General features: G+C 64.9%; 20 protein-coding genes and 1 riboswitch. Of the genes, 16 read left to right on the top strand and 4 right to left on the bottom strand.

Annotated elements, in window-relative coordinates; all coding sequences use genetic code 11:
* Positions 1 to 3: 3 nt before the first annotated feature.
* From pstC to phoB, 5 genes are read left to right on the top strand one after another with little or no spacing between them, the layout of a single operon-like run.
* Positions 4 to 993: a phosphate ABC transporter permease subunit PstC gene (gene pstC / locus WN72_RS03295; RefSeq protein WP_167381106.1), complete on the top strand. Its 990-nt coding sequence runs from the start codon at positions 4 to 6 to the stop codon at positions 991 to 993.
* 1 nt (position 994) lies between these two features.
* Positions 995 to 1,840 (top strand): phosphate ABC transporter permease PstA, encoded by an 846-nt coding sequence (gene pstA / locus WN72_RS03300; RefSeq protein WP_035730482.1) that lies wholly within the window; start codon positions 995 to 997, stop codon positions 1,838 to 1,840.
* Positions 1,837 to 2,655: a phosphate ABC transporter ATP-binding protein PstB gene (pstB, locus tag WN72_RS03305; RefSeq protein ID WP_092219308.1), complete on the top strand. Its 819-nt coding sequence runs from the start codon at positions 1,837 to 1,839 to the stop codon at positions 2,653 to 2,655. Before pstA ends, pstB begins: the two co-directional genes overlap by 4 nt.
* 11 nt (positions 2,656 to 2,666) lie before the next feature.
* Positions 2,667 to 3,383 carry a phosphate signaling complex protein PhoU gene (phoU, locus tag WN72_RS03310; RefSeq protein WP_027564821.1) on the top strand — a complete coding sequence of 239 codons (717 nt, stop codon included), beginning with the start codon at positions 2,667 to 2,669 and terminating at the stop codon, positions 3,381 to 3,383.
* A 22-nt stretch (positions 3,384 to 3,405) separates the two neighbouring features.
* Positions 3,406 to 4,113, top strand: coding sequence for a phosphate regulon transcriptional regulator PhoB (gene phoB, locus WN72_RS03315; protein WP_008143479.1), 708 nt, complete (start codon positions 3,406 to 3,408; stop codon positions 4,111 to 4,113).
* 104 nt (positions 4,114 to 4,217) lie between these two features.
* Here the strand turns inward: phoB and WN72_RS03320 are convergent, their stop codons facing one another.
* Positions 4,218 to 4,730 (bottom strand): GcrA family cell cycle regulator, encoded by a 513-nt coding sequence (locus WN72_RS03320; RefSeq protein WP_027564820.1) that lies wholly within the window; start codon positions 4,728 to 4,730, stop codon positions 4,218 to 4,220.
* A gap of 454 nt (positions 4,731 to 5,184) precedes the next feature.
* Here WN72_RS03320 and WN72_RS03325 point away from each other — a divergent pair, with 454 nt between their 5' ends.
* The 3 genes from WN72_RS03325 (at position 5,185) to WN72_RS03335 (ending at position 8,593) form a co-directional block, all read left to right on the top strand.
* Positions 5,185 to 6,387 (top strand): aspartate aminotransferase family protein, encoded by a 1,203-nt coding sequence (locus tag WN72_RS03325; RefSeq protein WP_027564819.1) that lies wholly within the window; start codon positions 5,185 to 5,187, stop codon positions 6,385 to 6,387.
* The gene (gene argF / locus WN72_RS03330) at positions 6,387 to 7,310 is read left to right on the top strand and encodes an ornithine carbamoyltransferase (protein WP_027564818.1); all 924 of its coding nucleotides are present in this window, start codon (positions 6,387 to 6,389) and stop codon (positions 7,308 to 7,310) included. The genes WN72_RS03325 and argF overlap by 1 nt, the downstream gene beginning before the upstream one ends.
* A 275-nt stretch (positions 7,311 to 7,585) precedes the next feature.
* Positions 7,586 to 8,593, top strand: a complete 1,008-nt coding sequence (locus tag WN72_RS03335; protein WP_092219303.1) for an Hsp33 family molecular chaperone — start codon at positions 7,586 to 7,588, stop codon at positions 8,591 to 8,593.
* Between the two features lie 129 nt (positions 8,594 to 8,722).
* Here WN72_RS03335 and apaG read toward each other — a convergent pair whose 3' ends face one another.
* A complete protein-coding gene (gene apaG / locus WN72_RS03340; protein WP_027564816.1) occupies positions 8,723 to 9,115 on the bottom strand; it encodes a Co2+/Mg2+ efflux protein ApaG in 393 nt (130 codons plus the stop codon).
* A 183-nt stretch (positions 9,116 to 9,298) separates the two neighbouring features.
* Between apaG and WN72_RS03345 the strand changes: the two genes are divergently transcribed.
* The 3 genes from WN72_RS03345 to WN72_RS03355 are packed head-to-tail and all read left to right on the top strand — an operon-like array spanning position 9,299 to position 12,315.
* Positions 9,299 to 10,531 carry an OpgC domain-containing protein gene (locus tag WN72_RS03345; RefSeq protein ID WP_092219299.1) on the top strand — a complete coding sequence of 411 codons (1,233 nt, stop codon included), beginning with the start codon at positions 9,299 to 9,301 and terminating at the stop codon, positions 10,529 to 10,531.
* Positions 10,531 to 11,304 (top strand): SGNH/GDSL hydrolase family protein, encoded by a 774-nt coding sequence (locus tag WN72_RS03350; protein WP_092219297.1) that lies wholly within the window; start codon positions 10,531 to 10,533, stop codon positions 11,302 to 11,304. Before WN72_RS03345 ends, WN72_RS03350 begins: the two co-directional genes overlap by 1 nt.
* 12 nt (positions 11,305 to 11,316) lie before the next feature.
* Entirely contained in the window at positions 11,317 to 12,315 is a 999-nt protein-coding gene (locus WN72_RS03355) for an SGNH/GDSL hydrolase family protein (protein WP_092219295.1), read from the top strand.
* A gap of 67 nt (positions 12,316 to 12,382) precedes the next feature.
* On the opposite strand, the gene WN72_RS03360 is transcribed toward WN72_RS03355, so the two are convergent.
* The gene (locus WN72_RS03360) at positions 12,383 to 13,570 is read right to left on the bottom strand and encodes an O-succinylhomoserine sulfhydrylase (protein WP_027564812.1); all 1,188 of its coding nucleotides are present in this window, start codon (positions 13,568 to 13,570) and stop codon (positions 12,383 to 12,385) included.
* A gap of 74 nt (positions 13,571 to 13,644) precedes the next feature.
* Positions 13,645 to 13,724, bottom strand: a riboswitch (SAM riboswitch).
* An 80-nt stretch (positions 13,725 to 13,804) separates the two neighbouring features.
* On the opposite strand from WN72_RS03360, the gene WN72_RS03365 reads away from it, so the two are divergent.
* The 5 genes from WN72_RS03365 to WN72_RS03385 all read left to right on the top strand — a co-directional run bounded on the left by WN72_RS03365 (position 13,805) and on the right by WN72_RS03385 (position 19,303).
* The gene (locus WN72_RS03365) at positions 13,805 to 14,941 is read left to right on the top strand and encodes a 2'-deoxycytidine 5'-triphosphate deaminase (protein ID WP_092219293.1); all 1,137 of its coding nucleotides are present in this window, start codon (positions 13,805 to 13,807) and stop codon (positions 14,939 to 14,941) included.
* 170 nt (positions 14,942 to 15,111) lie between these two features.
* On the top strand, positions 15,112 to 15,525 hold the full coding sequence (locus tag WN72_RS03370; protein ID WP_092219291.1) for a PAS domain-containing protein: 414 nt from the start codon (positions 15,112 to 15,114) through the stop codon (positions 15,523 to 15,525).
* Positions 15,526 to 15,629: 104 nt separating this feature from the next.
* Complete coding sequence (locus WN72_RS03375) at positions 15,630 to 16,682, top strand: hypothetical protein (RefSeq protein ID WP_092219289.1); 1,053 nt, start codon at positions 15,630 to 15,632, stop codon at positions 16,680 to 16,682.
* 348 nt (positions 16,683 to 17,030) lie between these two features.
* Complete coding sequence (locus WN72_RS03380; protein WP_092219328.1) at positions 17,031 to 18,473, top strand: MATE family efflux transporter; 1,443 nt, start codon at positions 17,031 to 17,033, stop codon at positions 18,471 to 18,473.
* A gap of 143 nt (positions 18,474 to 18,616) precedes the next feature.
* The gene (locus WN72_RS03385) at positions 18,617 to 19,303 is read left to right on the top strand and encodes a hypothetical protein (RefSeq protein WP_092219287.1); all 687 of its coding nucleotides are present in this window, start codon (positions 18,617 to 18,619) and stop codon (positions 19,301 to 19,303) included.
* A gap of 111 nt (positions 19,304 to 19,414) precedes the next feature.
* Here the strand turns inward: WN72_RS03385 and WN72_RS03390 are convergent, their stop codons facing one another.
* Positions 19,415 to 19,903, bottom strand: coding sequence for a hypothetical protein (locus WN72_RS03390; RefSeq protein ID WP_167381102.1), 489 nt, complete (start codon positions 19,901 to 19,903; stop codon positions 19,415 to 19,417).
* Between the last annotated feature and the right edge of the window lie 11 nt (positions 19,904 to 19,914).

Consider the following 19,914-nt stretch of genomic DNA (forward strand, 5'->3'; position numbering starts at 1 on the left):
GAGATGGCTGTCGAGAGCAATGTAGTAGATGCCGCCGGACCGTATGATCGCGCCAAGGCATTGAGCGCGTTCAAGCTCGGTGACCTCACCTTCTACTGGATCACGCGCCTCAGCGCGATCTCCGTGCTGCTGATCCTCGGCGGCATCATTGTTTCGCTGATCGTCGGTGCCTTCCCGGCGATGAAGGAATACGGCCTCTCGTTCCTGTGGACGCAGCGCTGGGCGCCGTCGGCAGATCCCCCCGTGCTCGGCGCGCTCGGCCCGATCTACGGCACGCTCGTCACCTCGTTCATCGCGATGCTGATCGCCATTCCGGTTGGACTTGGCATCGCCATCTTCCTCACCGAGCTCTGCCCGCAATGGGCGCGCCGCCCGATCGGCATGGCGATCGAGCTGCTCGCCGGCATCCCCTCGATCATCTACGGCATGTGGGGCTTCTTCGTGCTGGGCCCGTTCCTGGCCAACACCTTCCAGCCGTTCATGATCAAGATCTTCGACGGCATCCCCGTGCTTGGCGCGATCTTCGCAGGTCCCCCGTCCTATCTCAGCCTGTTCAACGCCTCGCTGATCCTCGCCATCATGGTGCTGCCCTTCATCACCTCGATCTCGGTCGACGTGTTCAAGACGGTGCCGCCGGTGCTCAAGGAAGCCGCCTACGGCGTCGGCTGCACCACCTGGGAAGTCGTCCGCAGCGTCGTGATCCCCTACACCCGCGTCGGCGTCATCGGCGGCGTCATGCTGGCGCTCGGCCGCGCGCTCGGCGAGACCATGGCGGTGACCTTCATCATCGGCAACTCGTTCCGCATCTCCTCGTCGATCTTCGCCCCGGGCACCACGATCTCGGCGGCGATCGCGTCCGAGTTCGCCGAAAGCGACGGCCTGCACCAGTCCGGCCTGATCCTGCTCGGCCTCCTGCTGTTCGTGCTGACATTCTTCGTGCTCGCAGCCGCGCGCCTGATGCTGCTGCGTCTCGAAAAGAAGGCGGGGAAGTAACATGAACCCGATTTACGCACGCCGCCGCCGCATGGACATCGTCATCCGCGCGCTCTGCCTCGCCGCCGCCGCCTTCGGCGTCACCTGGCTCGCGCTGATCCTGCTGACGCTGTTCTACAACGGCCTGACCGGGCTCAACCTCCAGGTCTTCACCGAAAACACCCCGCCGCCCGGCTCGACCGAGGGCGGCCTACTCAACGCCATCGTCGGCTCGGTGATCATGACCGTGCTCGGCGTCGGCATCGGCGCGCCGCTCGGCATGTTCGCCGGTACCTATCTCGCCGAGTACGGCCGCAACGACAAGCTGACCTCGGTGATCCGCTTCATCAACGACATCCTGCTGTCGGCGCCCTCGATCATCATCGGCCTGTTCATCTACGGCGCTGTGGTGGTGCCGATGCGCGGCTTCTCGGCGATCGCCGGCTGCCTCGCGCTCGCCGTGATCGTCATTCCGGTGGTGCTGCGCACGACTGAGGACATGCTGCTGCTGGTGCCGAACGCATTGCGCGAGGCGGCCTCCGCGCTCGGCCTGCCGCGTTCGCTGGTGATCAAGCGCATCGCCTATCGCGCCGCGCGCTCGGGCCTCATCACCGGCGTGATGCTGGCCACCGCCCGCGTCGCCGGCGAGACCGCGCCGCTGCTCTTCACCGCGCTGTCGAACCAGTTCTTCAGCCTGAGCCTGAACAAGACGATGGCCAACCTGCCGGTGACCATCAACAACTTCGTGCAGAGCCCCTACGCCTACTGGAAGCAGCTCGCCTGGAGCGGCGCCCTGCTGATCACGTTGACCGTGCTTGCCCTGAACATTGGCGCGCGCATCCTGAGCGCCGAGAGGACCGCAAAATGAGCGATATGTCAGTTACCGTCAGTACGCCCGTTCAGCACGGCTCGCAGCCGCTACCCGATGCCCCGGCCAAGGTGACGGTGCGCAACCTCAACTTCTATTACGGCGAGCATCACGCGCTGAAGAACATCAACCTGACGCTCGGCACCAACCGCGTCACGGCGTTCATCGGCCCGTCGGGCTGCGGCAAGTCGACCCTGCTGCGCATCTTCAACCGGATGTACGACCTCTATCCGGGCCAGCGCGTCACCGGTCAGTTGATGCTCGACCAGACCAACATCCTCGACCCCAAGCTGGACCTCAACCTGCTGCGCGCCCGCGTTGGCATGGTGTTCCAGAAGCCGACGCCGTTCCCGATGACGATCTACGAGAACATCGCGTTCGGCATCCGCCTCTACGAGAAGATATCGAAGTCCGAGATGGACGACCGCGTCGAGAAGGCGCTGCGCGGTGGCGCCCTCTGGAACGAGGTCAAGGACAAGCTCAACGCGTCCGGCCTGTCGCTCTCGGGCGGCCAGCAGCAGCGCCTCTGCATCGCCCGCACCGTCGCGGTGCGGCCCGAGGTGATCCTGTTCGACGAGCCCTGCTCGGCACTGGACCCGATCTCGACCGCCAAGGTCGAGGAGTTGATCCAGGAGCTGTCCGAGAACTACACCATCGCGATCGTCACCCACAATATGCAGCAGGCGGCCCGCGTCTCTGACAAGACCGCCTTCATGTATCTTGGCGAGCTGATCGAGTTCGACGACACCAGCAAGATCTTCACGTCGCCGAGCGATCGGCGGACGCAGGATTACATCACCGGCCGGTTCGGCTGAGGAGACGGGATATGGGTTCTGAACATACCGCAAAGGCCTTCGACACCGACCTCCAGGAGCTCACGCGCCTGGTCGCCGAGATGGGCGGCCTCGCTGAGCGCATGATAGTCGATTCCGTCGACGCGCTGATCCGCCGCGACGTCGCGCTCGGCCAGCGCGTGGTCGCGACCGACGCCGAGATCGACGCGCTCCAGAAGAAGATCGAGGAGCGCGCCGTTCTCACCATCGCCCGTCGCCAGCCGATGGCGGTGGACCTGCGCGAAATCGTCGGCGCGATGCGCGTCGCGACCGATCTCGAGCGCATCGGCGACCTCGCCAAGAACATGGGCAAGCGCGTCGCGGCGCTGGAGACGGACTTCCATCCGCTCAAGCTGTTCCGCGGCCTCGAGCACATGACCGACCTCGTGCAGCAGCAGGTCAAGTCGGTGCTGGACGCCTACGCCGCGCACGACCTGCCGGCGGCGATGGCGGTGTGGAAGGGCGACGAGGAAGTCGACGCCATCTGCACCTCGCTGTTCCGCGAGCTCCTCACCTACATGATGGAGGATCCGCGCAACATCTCGTTCTGCATCCACCTGATGTTCTGCGCCAAGAACATCGAGCGCATCGGTGACCATGCCACCAACATCGCCGAGACCGTGTTCTACATGATCGAGGGCCAGGCGATCACCGACAAGCGGCCGAAGGGTGACATGACGACCTTTGCCACAACGGTCCCGAATAGCTGAAGAGTCAAGGAGCGACGACACCATGGGCGCACGCATTATGGTGGTTGAAGACGAGGAAGCTCTCACCGAGCTGCTTCGCTACAACCTCGAAGGCGACGGCTATGACGTCGAGACGGTGATGCGCGGCGACGACGCCGACACCCGTCTCAAAGAACACATCCCCGACCTGATCGTGCTCGACTGGATGCTGCCGGGCCTCTCCGGCATCGAGCTGTGCCGGCGGCTGCGCACCCGCCCGGAGACCAAGCAGCTGCCGATCATCATGCTCACCGCGCGCGGCGAGGAGAGCGAGCGGGTGCGGGGGCTTGCGACTGGCGCCGACGATTACATCGTCAAGCCGTTCTCGGTGCCGGAGCTGCTGGCGCGCGTGAAGGGCCTGCTCAGGCGCGCAAGCCCGGAGCGGCTCGCCACCGTGCTCGCCTATGGCGACATCGAGCTCGACCGCGACAAGCGCCGCGTCGCGCGCTCGGGCCGGCCGATCGATCTCGGCCCGACCGAATATCGCCTGCTGGAGTTCTTCCTCGAGCATCCGGGCCGCGTGTTCTCGCGCGAGCAGCTGCTCGACAGCGTCTGGGGCCGTGACATCTACATCGACGAACGCACCGTCGACGTGCATATCGGCCGCCTGCGCAAGCTGCTCAATCTCGGTCGTGAGCAGGACCCGATCCGCACTGTCCGCGGCGCCGGCTACGCGCTCGACGACCGCTTTGCGAAGGCGGAGCAGACGTAAGAACGATTGCAAGCGAGCAAAATAAAAGCGCGCCAAGTGGCGCGCTTTTTTATGTCACGGGTCGTCCCGGCCGCGTGCCGGGACGATGTCGTTTGAAGCAGCGTTCAGCGCGTGCCGGGCTTTGCCGGCGCACGGCGACGATCCGCCGCCGGCTGGTAGGCGACGCGCGAGTGCTGCGCGCAATAGGGCAGGCCGGAAAGCGCCTTGCCGCCGCAGAAGAAGAAATCCGGACTCGAGGGATCGCCGACCGGCCAGTGGCAGGTCGCCTCGTTCAGCTCCAGCAGCGACAGCCGCTGGCTCATCGGCACCACGTTATCGTAGGTGACCGGCTCGGCCTCCACCTCGACCTCGAAGGCCTGCGCCAGTGCGGTGTTGCCGCGCGAGATCGGACGGCTCACGCGCATCATGTGCTGCGCGGGGCGGGCCTTGCGCGGCCGGGGCGCTGCCGATGAGGGGCTCTTGGCGCGGCCGGACAGGCCGAGCCTGTGCACTTTGCCGATCACGGCATTGCGGGTCACATTGCCGAGCTCGGCCGCGATCTGGCTGGCCGAAAGTCCGGCCTCCCAGAGCTTCTTCAGCTGCTCGACGCGATCATCGGACCAGGTCAAAACCGTCATTGCACCCTTTCCCTCGCTGCCGGCCAGCCATCCTGGGGCCTCACAGCGAATGCCTAAGCCTTGAAAAACCCGTGCCGCCAGAATCCCTTAAGGCTCGCCGGGCACGCAGGATGCGCCCGAACGTTTACGCCGGTACATGAGGACTCTTGGGATCAGAACTGCTGCACGAGATGTCGTATCTGACAGTCCAAACGCTACAATATGGCGTGACTCGCGCGCAAGAGTCCGCCGACTCGCTTCCACATGTTCCGTGGTGAAAATCCCGCAAAATCGGCACCGCAAGACTACGGATTCAGCGTTTCCCGGGGCTTTCGGGCGGCATTGACACCCGTCTCACCAGGCATAAGATAGTCGCACGTGCCGCCCTTAAAAGGCGGCACGTTTCGTTTTCCGGGCCGGTTAATGGTGCGTTGCGCAATGCACTCAAGCCGTCCGCAACATCCAAGTGATCGTCATGACCAACAGCGCCGCGCCGCATTTGCTCCCCGTTTTCGCCAGGGCCGACCTCGGTTTCGAGCGCGGCGAAGGCTGCTGGCTGATCGCGACCAATGGCGAGCGCTATCTCGACTTCACTTCGGGCGTCGCGGTGAACGCGCTCGGCCATGCCCATCCCGCGCTGGTCAAGGCGTTGCAGGAGCAGGCGACGAAGCTGTGGCACATGTCGAACCTGTTCCAGAGCCCCGACGGCGAGAAGCTCGCCGCGCGCCTGTGCAGCGAGAGCTTTGCGGACTTCGTGTTCTTCTGCAATTCGGGCGCCGAAGCGCTGGAGGGCGTGATCAAGCTGGTCCGCCATCATCACTTCTCCAAGGGGCATCCGGAGCGCTACCGCATCATCACCTTCGAAGGCGCCTTCCACGGCCGCACGCTGGCAACACTGGCTGCAACGGGATCTGCAAAATATCTCGAAGGTTTCGGTCCGCCGATGGACGGCTTCGACCAGGTGCCGCATGGCGACATCGAGGCCGTGAAGAAGGCGATCGGCCCGCAGACCGCCGGCATCCTGATCGAGCCGATCCAGGGTGAGGGCGGCGTGCGTTCGTCGCCGCCCGCCTTCCTCAAGGCGTTGCGCCAGCTCTGCAACGAGAAGGGCCTGCTGCTCGCGTTTGACGAGGTGCAGACCGGCATGGGCCGCACCGGCGATCTGTTCGCGCATCGGCGCACCGGCGTGACGCCTGACGTGATGTCGCTGGCGAAAGCGCTCGGCGGCGGCTTCCCGATCGGCGCGGTGCTGGCGACCGCAGAGGCGGCCTCCGGCATGGGGCCCGGCTCGCACGGTTCGACCTTCGGCGGCAATCCGCTCGCGATCTCGGCTGCGAACGCCGTTCTCGACGTCATGCTCAAGCCCGGCTTCTTCGATCACGTGCAGAAGATGTCGCTGCTGCTCAAGCAGAAGCTCGCCTCCGTGATCGACCGTCATCCCGACGTCGTCAGCGAAGTGCGCGGCGAGGGGCTCCTGATCGGCATCAAGGCCGTGGTGCCCTCCGGCGATCTGGTCGCGGCGCTGCGCAACGAAAAATTGCTCACGGTCGGCGCCGGCGACAATGTCGTGCGTTTCCTGCCGCCTCTCATCGTCACCGAAACCGAGATCGAGGATAGCGTCGCGCGGCTCGAGCGCGCCTGCACGGCCCTTGCCGGCAACAAGCGGGCGGCAAGCTGATGAGCAGTTCACCCAAGCATTTCCTCGACATCAACGAGCTGCCGCTGACGGAGCTCAAGCGCATGCTCGCCGCATCCTCCGCGATGAAGGCGAAGCAGAAGGCGCACCAGCCGGTGAAGCCGCTCGAAGGCAAGACGCTGGCGATGATCTTCGAGCGTCCCTCGACCCGCACCCGCGTGTCGTTCGACGTCGCCATGCGCCAGCTCGGCGGCGAGCCGATCATGCTCACCGGCGCCGAGATGCAGCTCGGCCGCGGCGAGACCATCGCCGACACCGCGCGCGTGCTGTCGCGCTATGTCGATGCCATCATGATCCGCATCCTCAACCACGAGGCGCTGCTGGAGCTTGCGCAACATGCGACCGTGCCCGTGATCAACGGCCTGACCCGGCGCTCGCATCCCTGCCAGGTGATGGCCGATCTCATGACCTATGAGGAGCATCGCGGCCCGATCGAGGGCCGGACGGTGGCCTGGACCGGTGACGACAACAACGTTCTCGCTTCTTGGGCGCACGCCGCCGAGCGCTTCAAGTTCAAGCTCAATGTCGCAACGCCGCCGGAGCTCGCGCCGAAGAAGGTGATGCGCGACTGGATCAAGGCGACGAACGCGCCGATCGTGCTCGGCACCGATCCGGAGGCCGCCGTAAAGGGCGCCGATTGCGTTGTCACCGACACCTGGGTGTCGATGGGCGACAAGGAAGGCGAGCACCGTCACAACGTACTCAAGCCTTACCAGGTCAATGCCAAGCTGATGTCGCTGGCCAAGCCCGACGCGCTGTTCATGCACTGCCTGCCGGCTCATCGCGGCGAGGAGGTCACGGATGAGGTGATCGACGGCCCGCAATCGGTCGTGTTCGACGAGGCGGAAAACCGCCTGCATGCGCAGAAGGGCATTCTGGCCTGGTGCTTCGACGCGGTGAAGTAGGCGCGTTGGAATTCGCCGCGGCCGCCTCATACACTATCGTCGTCCCTGCGAACGCAGGGACCCATACCGCGGTCACTCTCTTGTGGCAGGCTGGCAGAGGCTAGAGGCTGACAGTCTTCGTCAAACCCAGGCCTGTGGTTATGGGTCCCGGGTTCGCGCTTTGCGCGCCCCGGGACGACATCGAATCTGCAGGATCGTGTGCGATCATAACCGCATCAGGAACACGCCGCCTCGCAGCCCTTCCATTTTCGCCCTCCGACCCCAGATAAAGCGCCATGGTTTTCCAATCCCCTGACATGAAAACCGGGCCTGAAGGCCCGGTTCGCGCGCCATCAGCGGTTCCGATCGATGACGCTGTGCTGCCCTACGAGGTCGACGCGCTCGACGTGCGCGGTCGCCTGGTGCGGCTTGGTCCCGCGCTCGACGAGATCCTGACCAAGCACGATTATCCGGCGCCGGTCGGCAAGCTGCTCGGCGAGGCCATCGTGCTGACGACGCTGCTCGGCTCGGCGCTGAAATTCGAGGGCCGCTTCATCCTCCAGGCCCAGACCGACGGTCCGGTGTCGTTCCTGGTGGTCGACTACCAGGCGCCGGATCGCCTGCGCGCCTATGCGCGCTTCGATGCCGCGCGCCTTGGTGATGCCAGGGATTCCGGCGCGCTGCTCGGCCGCGGCCATCTCGCCATGACCATCGACCAGGGTCCCGACATGAGCCGCTACCAGGGCTTGGTCGCGCTCGACGGCGGAAGTTTGGAAGATGCCGCCCACGAATACTTCCTGCGCTCCGAGCAGATCCCGACCAAGGTGCGCCTTGCGGTCGGCGAGGAGTGGCGCAGTAGCGACGGCGGCAAGCATCGCTGGCGCGCCGGCGGCATGCTGATGCAGTTTCTGCCGAAAGCGCCAGAGCGCGCGCGGCAGGCCGACTTGCATCCCGGCGATGCGCCCGAAGGCGCCGAAGTGCACAGCATTGCCGAGGACGACGCCTGGGTCGAGGCGCGCTCGCTGATCGAGACCGTCGAGGATGTCGAGCTGATCGATCCCGAGCTGTCCGGCGAGCGGCTGCTCTATCGCCTCTTCCATGAGCGCGGCGTGCGCGTGTTCAAGCCGTTGTCTCTCAAGGCGCAATGCTCCTGCTCGCGCGATGCGGTTGCGTCCATGCTGAAGAGTTTTTCGTCCGACGATCGCGCCGCGATGGTCAAGGACGACAAGGTCGTCGTGACCTGCGAGTTCTGCAGCTCGGTGTATCAGTTCACGCCGGATGAGGCGGGCGTCGAGGACGCGTAAGCGTACTGCCGGTCAAGTGCTCGGTGCCGTAGGGTGGGCAAAGGCGCAAAGCGCCGTGCCCACCATGCCTCCGCACTCGCGATGTTGATTGGTGGGCACGCTTCGCTTTGCCCACCCTACGGCACCGCCCTAGTTCAACACCCGCTTGCTGTCCGGGCTGTCCAGCGAGAACGTCGGCACCTCGATCTCGAAACGCTCGCCGCTTTCGCTGACCATCTGGTAGCGGCCGGTCATGAAACCGGAGGCGGTCGAGAGCGGCACGCCCGAGGTGTACTCGAAGCGCTCACCGGGGGCGAGGATCGGCTGCTCGCCGACCACGCCCTCGCCCTTCACCTCCTGCTGGCGGCCGGAGGCGTCGGTGATGATCCAGTGCCGCGTCTTGAGCTGCACGGTTTCCTCGCCGGAATTGGTGATGACGATGGTGTAGGACCAGAAAAAGCGCGAGCGGTCGGCCGACGATTGCTCCGGAACAAAGTTCGGCTCGACGGTCACTTCGATCTGGCGGGTCACGGCGCGGTACATGACCGCCATCATAACGAAATCCGGCTCCGGAACCAAACGCCCGAGGCGGTTTTCACGACATCGTCCCGCCAGAATTCGCGAGGAAGTAGACCCCCAAATGTGATCCGGCCGCTTTGCGAGATAATGGCCGGAGCTGTAAACTCCTTCATGCGTCGCGACTTGCGCAAGGGTGTCTAGGCCCCGATGACCATTGCCGACCAAGTGACGGGATCGATCGCGGGAACCGCAAAACCGCGCGTGGCCGCCTCGGCCATCTCGCTGCCCGCCATCGGCGAGCGCGAGCTCCGGCTCGACCTGTTCCGCGGCCTCGCGCTGTGGCTGATCTTCATCGACCATCTGCCGCCGAGCCTTCTGACCTGGTTCACGATCCGCAATTACGGCTTCAGCGACGCCACCGAGATATTCATCTTCATCTCCGGCTACACCGCCGCCTTCGTCTACGGCCGGGCGATGCTGGAGAGCGGCTTCGTCATTGCCACCGCGCGCATCCTGCGGCGCGTCTGGCAGATCTACGTCGCCCACGTCTTCCTGTTCACGATCTTCCTCGCCGAGATCTCCTATGTGGCGACCAGCTTCGAGAACCCGCTCTACACCGAAGAGATGGGGATCATGGATTTCCTCAAGCAGCCCGACATCACTATCGTGCAGGCGTTGCTGCTGCGCTTCCGCCCCGTCAACATGGACGTGCTGCCGCTCTACATCGTGCTGATGCTGGCGTTGCCGCTGATCCTGTGGTCGATGAAGTGGAAGCCCGACGTCACGCTGGCGCTCTCGGCCGTGCTCTATGCGGTGACCTGGGAATTCGATCTCTACTTCTCCGCCTATCCGAACGGCTTCTGGGCGTTCAATCCGCTCGCCTGGCAATTGCTGTTCGTGTTCGGCGCATGGTGCGCGCTCGGAGGTGCGCGGCGCATGTCGCGTATCCTGGCCTCGCCGGTGACGATGTGGATCGCGATCGCCTATATCGTTGCGGCGTTCTACGTGACGCTGACCTGGTACGTGCCGCAGCTTTCGCATTTGATGCCGAAGCGGCTCGAGCAGTGGATGTATCCGATCGACAAGACGGACCTCGATGTGCTGCGCTTCACGCATTTCCTGGCGCTGGCCGCGCTCACCGTGCGCTTCCTGCCGCGGGAATGGCCGGGCCTGAAATCGCCCTGGCTGCGCCCGCTGATCCTGTGCGGCCAGCACTCGCTCGAGATCTTCTGCCTCGGCGTCTTCCTCGCCTTTGCCGGCCATTTCGTCCTGGCCGAAGTCTCCGGCGGCGCGGTCATGCATGCGCTGATTAGTCTCTGCGGAATCCTGATCATGTGGGGCGTGGCCTCTGTCATTTCGTGGTACAAGCGCGTGGCTGACAAGAGCGGTGCGAAAACCAAAAACGCCGTCGGCAACGCCGATCTGGCGGGAGGGGGCTGATGAAGGCGAAGGTTCTCCTGAGCCTGGTCCTGCTATGCGGTAGTCTCGCCGCGCCCCAGGCGCGCGCGGGCGATGCTGCGTCTGCTGCCGCGCCGGCAGCCTGCGAATTGCCGTCCTATCTGCTCACCAGCGAGAGCCAGCTTCCCAGGGTCGCCGATGCGGTTAAGGCGGGCAAACCGCTCGAAATCCTCGTCATCGGCAGCGGTTCGACCAGGATTCCGGCCTCGGAGGACAGCTCCTATCCCGCGCGGATGCAGGTCATTTTGAAGGACAAGTTGCCGCCGCCAGAGGTCGTGCACGTCTCCGTAGAAATACAGAGCAAGAAGACGGCCGAGGAGGCGGCCGGGACCTTCGTTAAGCTGATGGAAGCAAAAAGGCCTACTTTGGTCATCTGGCAGACCGGGACCGTGGATGCTATCCGAGCCATCGATCCCGACGATTTCCGCGGCGCTGTGACCTCAGGGGTTGCCGCGCTGCAAAATGCAGGGGCTGACGTCGTCTTGATGAATTTGCAGTACAGCCCGCGTACCGAAACCATGATCTCGGTGCCGCCATATCTCGACAACATGCGGGTGGTGGCGCAGGAGCATGACGTCCCGCTGTTCGATCGTTTCGCAATCATGCGGCAGTGGAATGATCAGGGGCAGTTCGACCTGTTCAGCCCGTCCCGCGGGCCAGAGCTGGCGAAACAGGTCCATGATTGCCTGGGCCGGGCGTTGGCACAGTTCGTGATCGACGCTGCCCATCTGGGGCCGGCCCAGCAGCAGAATTGAGGACTAGCGTTAATGAGTACCTTCCGCCCTTTTTGCCTGACGGCATCGCTGGCTGTGCCCGCAGCGGCAGCGCTGCTGTTGCTGACGCCGGCCTCGCAGTCGCGCGCGCAGGCGCAAGCCGCGCAGGCGACACCCGCGCCCGCGCCATCGGCTAATTCCGCATCGCCCGCCCAGACCACCGTCGCCGCGACGTCACCCGAGCAGCGCGGCATCACATCGCGTGCCATCGACAAGGTGAAGCAGGTGGCGAAATCCGCCGGCGACATCCTTAGCCGCGTGCCTTGCCTGCCGCCCAAGGACGCGAACAAGGGCGGCTCGAAGGCGATGGGCTCGCTGCCGCATGTCGCAAGCAAGCTCGTCGCCGGCCAGCCCGTCGTCATCGTCGCGTTCGGCTCGTCGTCGACCGCGGGATTTGGTGCGAGCTCCCCGGAGTTCAACTATCCGAACCGTCTCGCCGCGCAGCTGCGCCGGCAATATCCGACCGCGCACATCACGGTCGTCAATGCCGGCGTCGGCGGCGAGGACGCGCCCGAGATGATGAAGCGCCTCCAGAAGGAGGTGATCGACGTGCATCCGGATCTGGTGATCTGGCAGGTCGGCACCAACGCCGTGCTGCGCAACCTCGATCCCGGCGACACCGCCAAGATGGTCGAGGATGGCATCGGCCGCATCCAGGCCGCCGGCGGCGCCGACATCGTGCTGGTCGATCCGCAATATTCGCCGGCCGTGAACCAGCGCGCCGAGAGCGCCGGCAAGATGGTGAAGCTGCTCGGCAAGGTCGCCGAGCTCCGTCACGTCGGCATCTTCCCGCGCTTCGAGGTGATGCGCGACTGGCACGAGAAGCAGTCGATCCCTGTCGAGAGCTTCGTGATCGCCGACGGCCTGCACATGAACGATTGGGGCTACGCCTGCTTCGCCCAGCTGCTCGGCGACGACATCATCCGCTCGGTCGGCCAGATCAAGATCGGCGTGAACGTGCCCGCTGACGTGCGGACGTATCGGCCGATGTAGAAGCGAATAGGGAATGGCGAGTAGCGAATAGAGATCTATTCGCCACTCACTATTCGCCATTCGCCCGTCACGCCTTCTCCAGCGCCGCCGTCAGATCCTCGATCAGATCGTCCGCATGCTCGAGGCCTGCGGAGAAACGGATGAATCCCTCGCTGATGCCGAGCGCGGCACGGTCTTCCGGCTTCAGGCGCTGATGCGTCGTGGTCGCCGGATGCGTGACGAGGCTCTTGGCATCGCCGAGATTGTTCGAGATCTTCGCAAGCTTGAGCTCGTTGAGCACGCGGAACGCCGCCGCCTTGCCGCCCTTGACCTCGAAGCCGACCAGCGTCGAGCCGCCGCGCATCTGCTTCTTCACCAGCGCCGCCTGCGGATGATCGGCGCGACCGGGATAGACCAGCCGCGAAATCTTCGGATGGCTCGCCAGTGCCTCTGCGATCCGCGCAGCCGTATCGGTCTGCGCGCGCACGCGCACGCCGAGCGTCTCCAGGCCCTTCAGGAGAACCCACGCGTTGAAGGGCGAGATCGACGGGCCGGTCTGGCGCATGAAATTGTGGATGTGCTCGGCGATGAAGGCTTCCGACGACAGGATGATGCCGCCAAGGCAGCGGCCCTGGCCGTCGATGTGCTTGGTCGCGGAGTAGACGACGACGTCGGCGCCCAGCGCGAGTGGGCTCTGCCAGATCGGCGTCGCGAACACGTTGTCGACGACGAGCCGCGCGCCGCCCTTGTGCGCGATCTCAGCGATGCCGGGAATGTCGAGCACGTCTAGCGTCGGGTTGGTCGGACTCTCCAGGAAGAACGTCTTGGTGTTGGGCCTTACGGCCCGCTGCCACTCGTCGAGATTGGCTCCGTCGACCAGCGTGGTCTCGATGCCGTAGCGCGGCAAGAGGTCCTGGATGACGTAGAGACACGAGCCGAACAGGGCGCGGGAGGCCACCACGTGATCGCCGGCCTTCAGCGGCGCCAGGATCGCCGTGGTCACCGCGGCCATGCCGGTTGCCGCCGAGCGGGCGGCTTCGGCGCCTTCGAGCTCGATCATGCGGCGCTCGAACATCGCGATCGTCGGGTTGGAGTAGCGCGAATAGATGAAGCCGGGGTCCTCGCCCTTGAACCGCGCCTCGCACTCCTCGGCGCTGTTGTAGACGTAGCCTTGCGTCAAAAACAGCGCCTCCGACGTCTCGCCATATTGCGAGCGCAGGGTGCCGGAATGGACCAGGCGGGTTTCGGGACGGTAGTTGGCAGGCGACTTCGACATAGGACCCTCCGATATGACCGTCTCGTCGAAAACGGTCACAAAAAAACCGGCCTGGATATCTCCACGGGCCGGGATCACAGAGGTCCCCGGCCTGTTTAGCGACTTATTTAACGTGGCTGCAAGCCGGCCGGCTCAAATCACCACGGGATAAGTGTTGCTCATATTCCGCAATGCCCTTTCCGTCAAGGCGTCCATCGGATAGCCGTAAAAGGCTAGTATTTCCGGCATGTCCGGATGCGTTTGCCCCCTGATGAGGACCCCCGGTTGAGCTTTACGGTTGCCGCCGACGCCAATGGTATCCTGCCCGACCGCATGATCGCGGCGATGGCGGAAGCAGGCCTCATCCTGCCCGAATACGATTTCGTCGAAAGCCAGATCCAGCCGGCAAGCCTCGATCTGCGCCTCGGGGACATCGCCTATCGCGTCCGCGCCAGCTTCCTGCCAGGCCCCGGCGCCACCGTCGCCGAGCGCATCGACGAATTGAAGCTGCATGAGTTCAGCCTCGCCGACGGTGCGGTGCTGGAGACCAACTGCGTCTACATCGTGCCGCTGCTCGAGAGCCTGGCGCTGCCGCCGGAGATCGTCGCGGCCGCGAACCCCAAGAGCTCGACCGGCCGGCTCGACGTCTTCACCCGCGTCATCGCTGACGGCACCCGCCGCTTCGACATGATCGGCGCCGGCTATCACGGCCCGCTTTATGCCGAGATCAGCCCGAAGACGTTTCCGGTGCTGGTGCGCGAGGGCTCGCGCCTGTCGCAGGTGCGCTTCCGCACAGGTGACGCCATCCTCAATGCCGACGAGCTCGACGGCTTGCATGCTGCCGAGCGCCTCGTCGACATCGACGATGCCGATCTCTCCGGCGGCGTCGCCGTCTCGGTCGATCTCTCTGGCGAGAAGGCCAACGGCTTCGTCGGCTATCGTGCCAAGCGCCACACCGGCGTCGTCGATGTCGATCGCCGCGCCGGCTATGCGGTGGAAGATTTCTGGGAGCCGATCTCGGCCCGTCCTGATGGTAGCCTGATCCTCGACCCCGGCGAGTTCTACATCCTCGCCTCCAAGGAAGCGGTGCAGGTGCCGCCGGATTACGCCGCGGAGATGGTGCCGTTCGATCCGCTGGTCGGCGAATTCCGCGTGCACTATGCCGGCTTCTTCGATCCCGGCTTCGGCTATGCCGGCGCTGGCGGGCAGGGCGCACGCGCCGTGCTGGAAGTGCGATCGCGCGAGGTGCCGTTCATCCTCGAGCACGGCCAGATCGTCGGTCGTCTCGTCTACGAGAAGATGCTGGCGCGCCCCGACGCGATGTACGGCCAGCGCATCGGTTCCAACTACCAGGCGCAAGGACTGAAGCTGAGCAAGCATTTTCGGGTGTAGCAGCACACTCCGCTGTCATGCCCCGGCTTGACCGGGGCATCCAGTACGCCGCGGCCTCTCGATTTGATCACGTCCGCCTCGGAGTACTGGATCGCCCCATCAAGTCGGGCGATGACACCGAATGTGTGGCAGGATGCGCAACGAAATCCAGCGACATGCGAGGTCTCACCATGACCGATCAATCCGAGCTCGACGCAAGAATCCTCAACGACGCCGCGGACGCGCTGATCTATTCCGATCGCTCCGGTACGATCACGCGCTGGAATCGCGCTTCGACCGCGCTGTTCGGCTTCAGCGCCAATGAGGCGCTCGGCCAGAACCTCGACCTCATCATTCCCGAGCATCTGCGCGCCGCGCACTGGAAGGGTTTTGAGGCTGCGCTCGCGAGCGGGACGATGAAGCTTGCGGGCAAGCCGACGCTGACCCGCGCGCTGCACAAGAGCGGGCGCAAGCTTTACATCGAGATGACCTTCGCGCTGGTGCGGGATACCGGCGGCGCGGTGCAGGGATCGGTGGCGATGGCACGCGACGTCACCGAGCGCGTCGAGCGAGAGCGCGCCGCGAGGCTTGCACAAAATTCGTGATGCGGAATTGACGGGCCGCCGCGCAGGGCGTCCTGCATAAGCGTCAGGTTGCCTGCTACCAGTCGCAGTGACACACTCGATCAAAACCACGATCGGGAGTGAACATGACCGCAGCAGTAGATGCCGCCCAAGCAGCACAATGGAAGCGCTGGCGCGCGGTCGCAGACCTCTATCACGCCTATTTCACCGGTCTCATCCTCACGGTCGTCACGCGACGCGGCACGGCGGATGCGGCGGAGTTTGTCTTCCGCGTGTTCCGTCGCCAGCAGCAGGAGCGCTTCCTGCCCGGGCTCAAGAAGCTCGGGATCGATCATCTGCCGCCGGCAGTGGCCGCCGCGCAATATCACTACCTCTCCAACTGGATCGGCGGCGTGCATGTCGAATACATGTACGAGAGCGACACCAAGGCCTGGATCCGCTATCCGCCGCCGCGCTGGATCTGGAAGGGCACCGCGATCTGCGGCGTGCCGGGCGAGGTGAGCCGCGCGATGCTGCGCGGCTGGCACGCCAACAACGGCGTCGCGCTCGGCGATATCAGGCTCGGCTTCGTCTGCACCAAGCAGAGCGTCGATGGCCAGGACGGACTCGAAGGCTACTATCATCAATACGACCATCCCCTCGAGCTGGACCAGCGCCTCGTCTTCGCGCGGCATCTGGAGGCACCGTTGTTCGATGCCAAGACAGCGCCCGAGCTCCCTGTCGCGAGTTGGCCAAAGCCGCGGCTTGAAAAAGCCTATCGCAACTACGCGATGGAATATGTGCGCACCGCAGCTCCCGTGATGGTGCAGCTGTTCGGGCCGGAGGATGCCGGCTATCTCCTGCATCTCACGGGCAAGCTGATCGGCATGCAGTATTTCGATGAGGTCGCGGCTGCGCTGTCGATGCGCCGCGGTGGCGCGGGCGATTTCGCATCGTTTCTGAACGCGCTGTTCGCCGCGCAGGATGATGCGACAGAGACCACACAATCCGAAGGCAGCTTCGAAATCCGCCAGCAGAGCTGGAAGCTGATGGACGATGTCGCCGATTATCACCGGACCTGCGCCAAGGTGCTCGAAGGATTGTTCGAGGGCCTCGCCGCGGGATGCGGCCGGCATATCGGTGTACAGACGCGAGCCGCCGCCGGTGGACGTCCGCCGCTGGTCTGGACAATTGGATAGGCGATACTGTCGCCGCGAACTTCGCCTCTCCCCGCGCGCGGGGAGAGGCCGACGCGCGTAGCGCGGCGGGTGAGGGGGACTCTCCGCGAGTCTAGCTGTCACCTTCCTTGCGGATGGGCCCCTCACCCCGACCCTCTCCCCGTAAGAACGGGGAGAGGGAGAAGAGAGGGAGAGGAGCCGCAATTCCACGGGCTGGAATGCGATGCCGCAGGGCACGCCTGCACCTGACGCAGGAGGAATCGGCAATGGCCGTGCTAACAACCACCGCAGCGCCTTCCGCGCGAAGACATTGATTGGCACACCTGTTCATTGCCGCGCCGCAAATGGCGCCTGCGCCCGGGAGAGGACATGTCCGACATCGCCGAAATCCCGGTCGATGAGCAAGAGCGCCCGCTGCCACCGCCTCCGCCTCCCGTGAAGAGCGCGCTGACCGACGGGCCGATCCTGCGCACGCTGCTCTCTCTCGCCTGGCCGAACGTGATCGCGCTGTCGGCCGGCACCTGCACGGTGATCGCGGAGACCTCCTATATCGGCCGGCTCGGCGTCGAGGCGCTGGCTGCGATGGCGCTGGTGTTTCCGACAGTGATCCTGACCATGACGATGTCCGGCGGCGCCATGGGCGGCGCGGTGGCTTCCGCCATCGCACGCGCGCTCGGCGCCGGCGATCGCGAGCGTGCCGGCACGCTCGCCATGCATGCGATGCTGATCGGCATCAGCTTCGGCCTCGTCTTCATGCTGGGCATGCTGATCTTCGGGCCCAGGGTGCTCGAAATGCTCGGCGGCCGCGGCGATGTGCTGACGCACGCGATCGCCTACACGCAGGTTTTTTTCGGCGGCGCGGTGCTGCCCTGGCTGCTCAACACCATGGCCGGCGTTTTGCGCGGCACCGGCAACATGAAGCTGCCGTCGTTCCTCATCCTCAACTCCGCGGCCTGGCAGATCGTGCTCGGCGGTACGCTCGGCCTCGGGCTCGGCCCTGTGCCGCAGCTCGGCATGCGCGGCGTCGCGGCCGGCGCGCTGATCGCCTACACCATGAACATCTGCATCATGGGCTGGTACCTGTTCTCCGGCCGCGCGCGGATCGCACCGAAGCTGCGCGGGCTTCGCATCCAATGGGCGATGTTCTTCGACATTCTGAAGGTCGGCGCCATCGCCTGCTTCTCGCCGCTGCAATCGGTGCTGACGATCTCGATCTTCACCCACATGCTGGCGAAATTTGGCACGGCGATCCTTGCCGGCTACGGCATCGGCGCGCGGCTGGAATTTCTGCTGACCTCGATCGCGTTCTCGTTCGGCATCGCTTGCGTGCCGATGGTCGGCATGGCGATCGGCGCGGGCCGTATCGTGCGGGCCCGGCGCATCGCCTGGATCGCCAGTGCCGCCGCCTTCGTGGCGGTCGGGACGCCGGCATGTCTCGTTGCGATATTCCCCGATCTCTGGGTCAACATCTTCACTGACAGCGCGGCCGTGCGCGCGGCGAGCCATCAATATCTCTCGACGGTCGGGCCGTTCTACGCCTTCTTCGGCCTTGCCACGACGATGTATTTCTCCTCGCAAGGGGCGGCGAAGGTGATCGGTCCGGTGCTGGCGCAGACCGCGCGGCTGATCTACATCTCGGCCGCCGGCTGGTGGCTGTCGACGCATGAGGCGACCGCGCAGAGCTTCTTCTGGCTGGCCGCAAGCTCGATGGTCCTGCTCGGCCTGCTGTCATGCTCCAGCGTGGTGCTGACGCGCTGGGGACCGCGCGACAGCAAGCCGGCGATCAGGCCGGCGCTGTCGGCCGCGGATTAGGCGCGTCAGCCGGATTTTTGTTTCCGAATATTTCCATTCGTCGCCTGGCAATACCGGGTAACGACGGCTACGCCTTGCGAAGGCTCCGCGCCAGCTCCTGCGAACAATTTCGCCGCGAGTCCACCAGAAGCACGGAAGCCCACATGACCTCGATTTCGTCGCTCTCCGCCCACCATCACCACGCATCGCCATTGCAGCGGCTGCAAGACGAGCTGCAAACGGAAGTCAGTTCCGGCGCGATCAGTTCGACCGATCAAACGGCGCTGTCGTCCGCGCTCGGCGATATCGATTCCGCCTTGCAATCGAGCACGACCGGCGATCAGTCCAGCGGCAGCCGGCTGTCGCCCGGCGCGTTCGGTTCGAAGATCGATGATCTCATCCAGCAGGAGGTTTCGAGCGGTAAGCTGACCGATCAGCAGGCCACCGAGCTGCAAGGCATCTTCAAGGCGGCGTTCTCGCAAGGCCCCGGCGGGCCGGGTGGCGCAGGCGGACCGCCTCCCGGACCGCCGCCGTCGGACGGCTCTTCCGTCAGCGACACGGATAGTTCATCGAGTGGCAATCCGCTGGTGGACTTGCTTCAGCAATTCCTTCAGTCGCTGACAAGCTCGCTCACGGATTCGACCTCGTCCAGCGCGACGGGATCAGGCGATACGACGACCGGGAACAGCACGGATAGTTCGTCAAGCAGCACGTCGGCGACGGAGCTGCTGCAACAATTTCTCCAATCGCTGAAGAACTCGCTCGACGATCAGACCTACAGTGCGGGATCGAGCGACGCGGCGACTGCAAACGCTTCGTTGTCCGGCGTCCTTCTCAACGACCGGGTCTGATAGCCCCCGACGCATCACGCCCCCTGACCCGGTGCAACCATCCTTCGTGCCCCGAAGGATGGTTGCTTCGTTTTCCGGAGCTGCCAAGCGGCGGTACTGCGCGCGTGCGATCTAGCGATGTTTGTGGCGGCGATGGCCGCCACCGCCGGCATTGGCGAGCCGCATCAATTGCGGGATCATCGCCATCATGTCACCGCCGCCGGCGCCGCCGAGCATGCCCATGATATCGCCGCCGCCCATGCCGCCGAATCCGGCCGGCATGGTGCCGCCGCCCATCGGCATGTAGCCGCCGTAATTGGGCGCGCCGAACCCCCCGCCGAGATTGCCGCCGGCGAGGCCGCCAAGACCACCACCAAACCCGCCGCCGCCATTCTCCATCATGCGGCTCATCATCGGGCCCATGGTCCGCATCAGCATGGCGAAGCGGCGCTTGCCCATCTTCGCCTTCATCATCTCCAGCATCGGCGCCATCTGGGTCATCATGTCCTCGCCGCCGGCAGCGCCGCCGCCGAGGAACTGCGCCTTTGCCGGCGCGCTCGAAATCGAAAACAGCAGCAGCACGGCGGCCGCCTGGCAGATCACCTTGTCCGCACCTCTCATGGCCTGCTCCT

Origin of the sequence: Bradyrhizobium arachidis (genome assembly GCF_015291705.1) — a bacterium.
GTDB lineage: Bacteria > Pseudomonadota > Alphaproteobacteria > Rhizobiales > Xanthobacteraceae > Bradyrhizobium > Bradyrhizobium arachidis.

What these genes read in the sequence shown, in the direction of transcription:
- pstC (WP_167381106.1), top strand. Translation starts at nt 4, where the DNA reads ATGGCTGTCGAGAGCAATGTAGTAGATGCCGCCGGACCGTATGATCGC.
- pstA (WP_035730482.1), top strand. Translation starts at nt 995, where the DNA reads ATGAACCCGATTTACGCACGCCGCCGCCGCATGGACATCGTCATCCGC.
- pstB (WP_092219308.1), top strand. Translation starts at nt 1,837, where the DNA reads ATGAGCGATATGTCAGTTACCGTCAGTACGCCCGTTCAGCACGGCTCG.
- phoU (WP_027564821.1), top strand. Translation starts at nt 2,667, where the DNA reads ATGGGTTCTGAACATACCGCAAAGGCCTTCGACACCGACCTCCAGGAG.
- phoB (WP_008143479.1), top strand. Translation starts at nt 3,406, where the DNA reads ATGGGCGCACGCATTATGGTGGTTGAAGACGAGGAAGCTCTCACCGAG.
- WN72_RS03320 (WP_027564820.1), bottom strand. Translation starts at nt 4,730, where the DNA reads ATGACGGTTTTGACCTGGTCCGATGATCGCGTCGAGCAGCTGAAGAAG.
- WN72_RS03325 (WP_027564819.1), top strand. Translation starts at nt 5,185, where the DNA reads ATGACCAACAGCGCCGCGCCGCATTTGCTCCCCGTTTTCGCCAGGGCC.
- argF (WP_027564818.1), top strand. Translation starts at nt 6,387, where the DNA reads ATGAGCAGTTCACCCAAGCATTTCCTCGACATCAACGAGCTGCCGCTG.
- WN72_RS03335 (WP_092219303.1), top strand. Translation starts at nt 7,586, where the DNA reads ATGGTTTTCCAATCCCCTGACATGAAAACCGGGCCTGAAGGCCCGGTT.
- apaG (WP_027564816.1), bottom strand. Translation starts at nt 9,115, where the DNA reads ATGTACCGCGCCGTGACCCGCCAGATCGAAGTGACCGTCGAGCCGAAC.
- WN72_RS03345 (WP_092219299.1), top strand. Translation starts at nt 9,299, where the DNA reads ATGACCATTGCCGACCAAGTGACGGGATCGATCGCGGGAACCGCAAAA.
- WN72_RS03350 (WP_092219297.1), top strand. Translation starts at nt 10,531, where the DNA reads ATGAAGGCGAAGGTTCTCCTGAGCCTGGTCCTGCTATGCGGTAGTCTC.
- WN72_RS03355 (WP_092219295.1), top strand. Translation starts at nt 11,317, where the DNA reads ATGAGTACCTTCCGCCCTTTTTGCCTGACGGCATCGCTGGCTGTGCCC.
- WN72_RS03360 (WP_027564812.1), bottom strand. Translation starts at nt 13,570, where the DNA reads ATGTCGAAGTCGCCTGCCAACTACCGTCCCGAAACCCGCCTGGTCCAT.
- WN72_RS03365 (WP_092219293.1), top strand. Translation starts at nt 13,805, where the DNA reads ATGCGTTTGCCCCCTGATGAGGACCCCCGGTTGAGCTTTACGGTTGCC.
- WN72_RS03370 (WP_092219291.1), top strand. Translation starts at nt 15,112, where the DNA reads ATGACCGATCAATCCGAGCTCGACGCAAGAATCCTCAACGACGCCGCG.
- WN72_RS03375 (WP_092219289.1), top strand. Translation starts at nt 15,630, where the DNA reads ATGACCGCAGCAGTAGATGCCGCCCAAGCAGCACAATGGAAGCGCTGG.
- WN72_RS03380 (WP_092219328.1), top strand. Translation starts at nt 17,031, where the DNA reads ATGTCCGACATCGCCGAAATCCCGGTCGATGAGCAAGAGCGCCCGCTG.
- WN72_RS03385 (WP_092219287.1), top strand. Translation starts at nt 18,617, where the DNA reads ATGACCTCGATTTCGTCGCTCTCCGCCCACCATCACCACGCATCGCCA.
- WN72_RS03390 (WP_167381102.1), bottom strand. Translation starts at nt 19,903, where the DNA reads ATGAGAGGTGCGGACAAGGTGATCTGCCAGGCGGCCGCCGTGCTGCTG.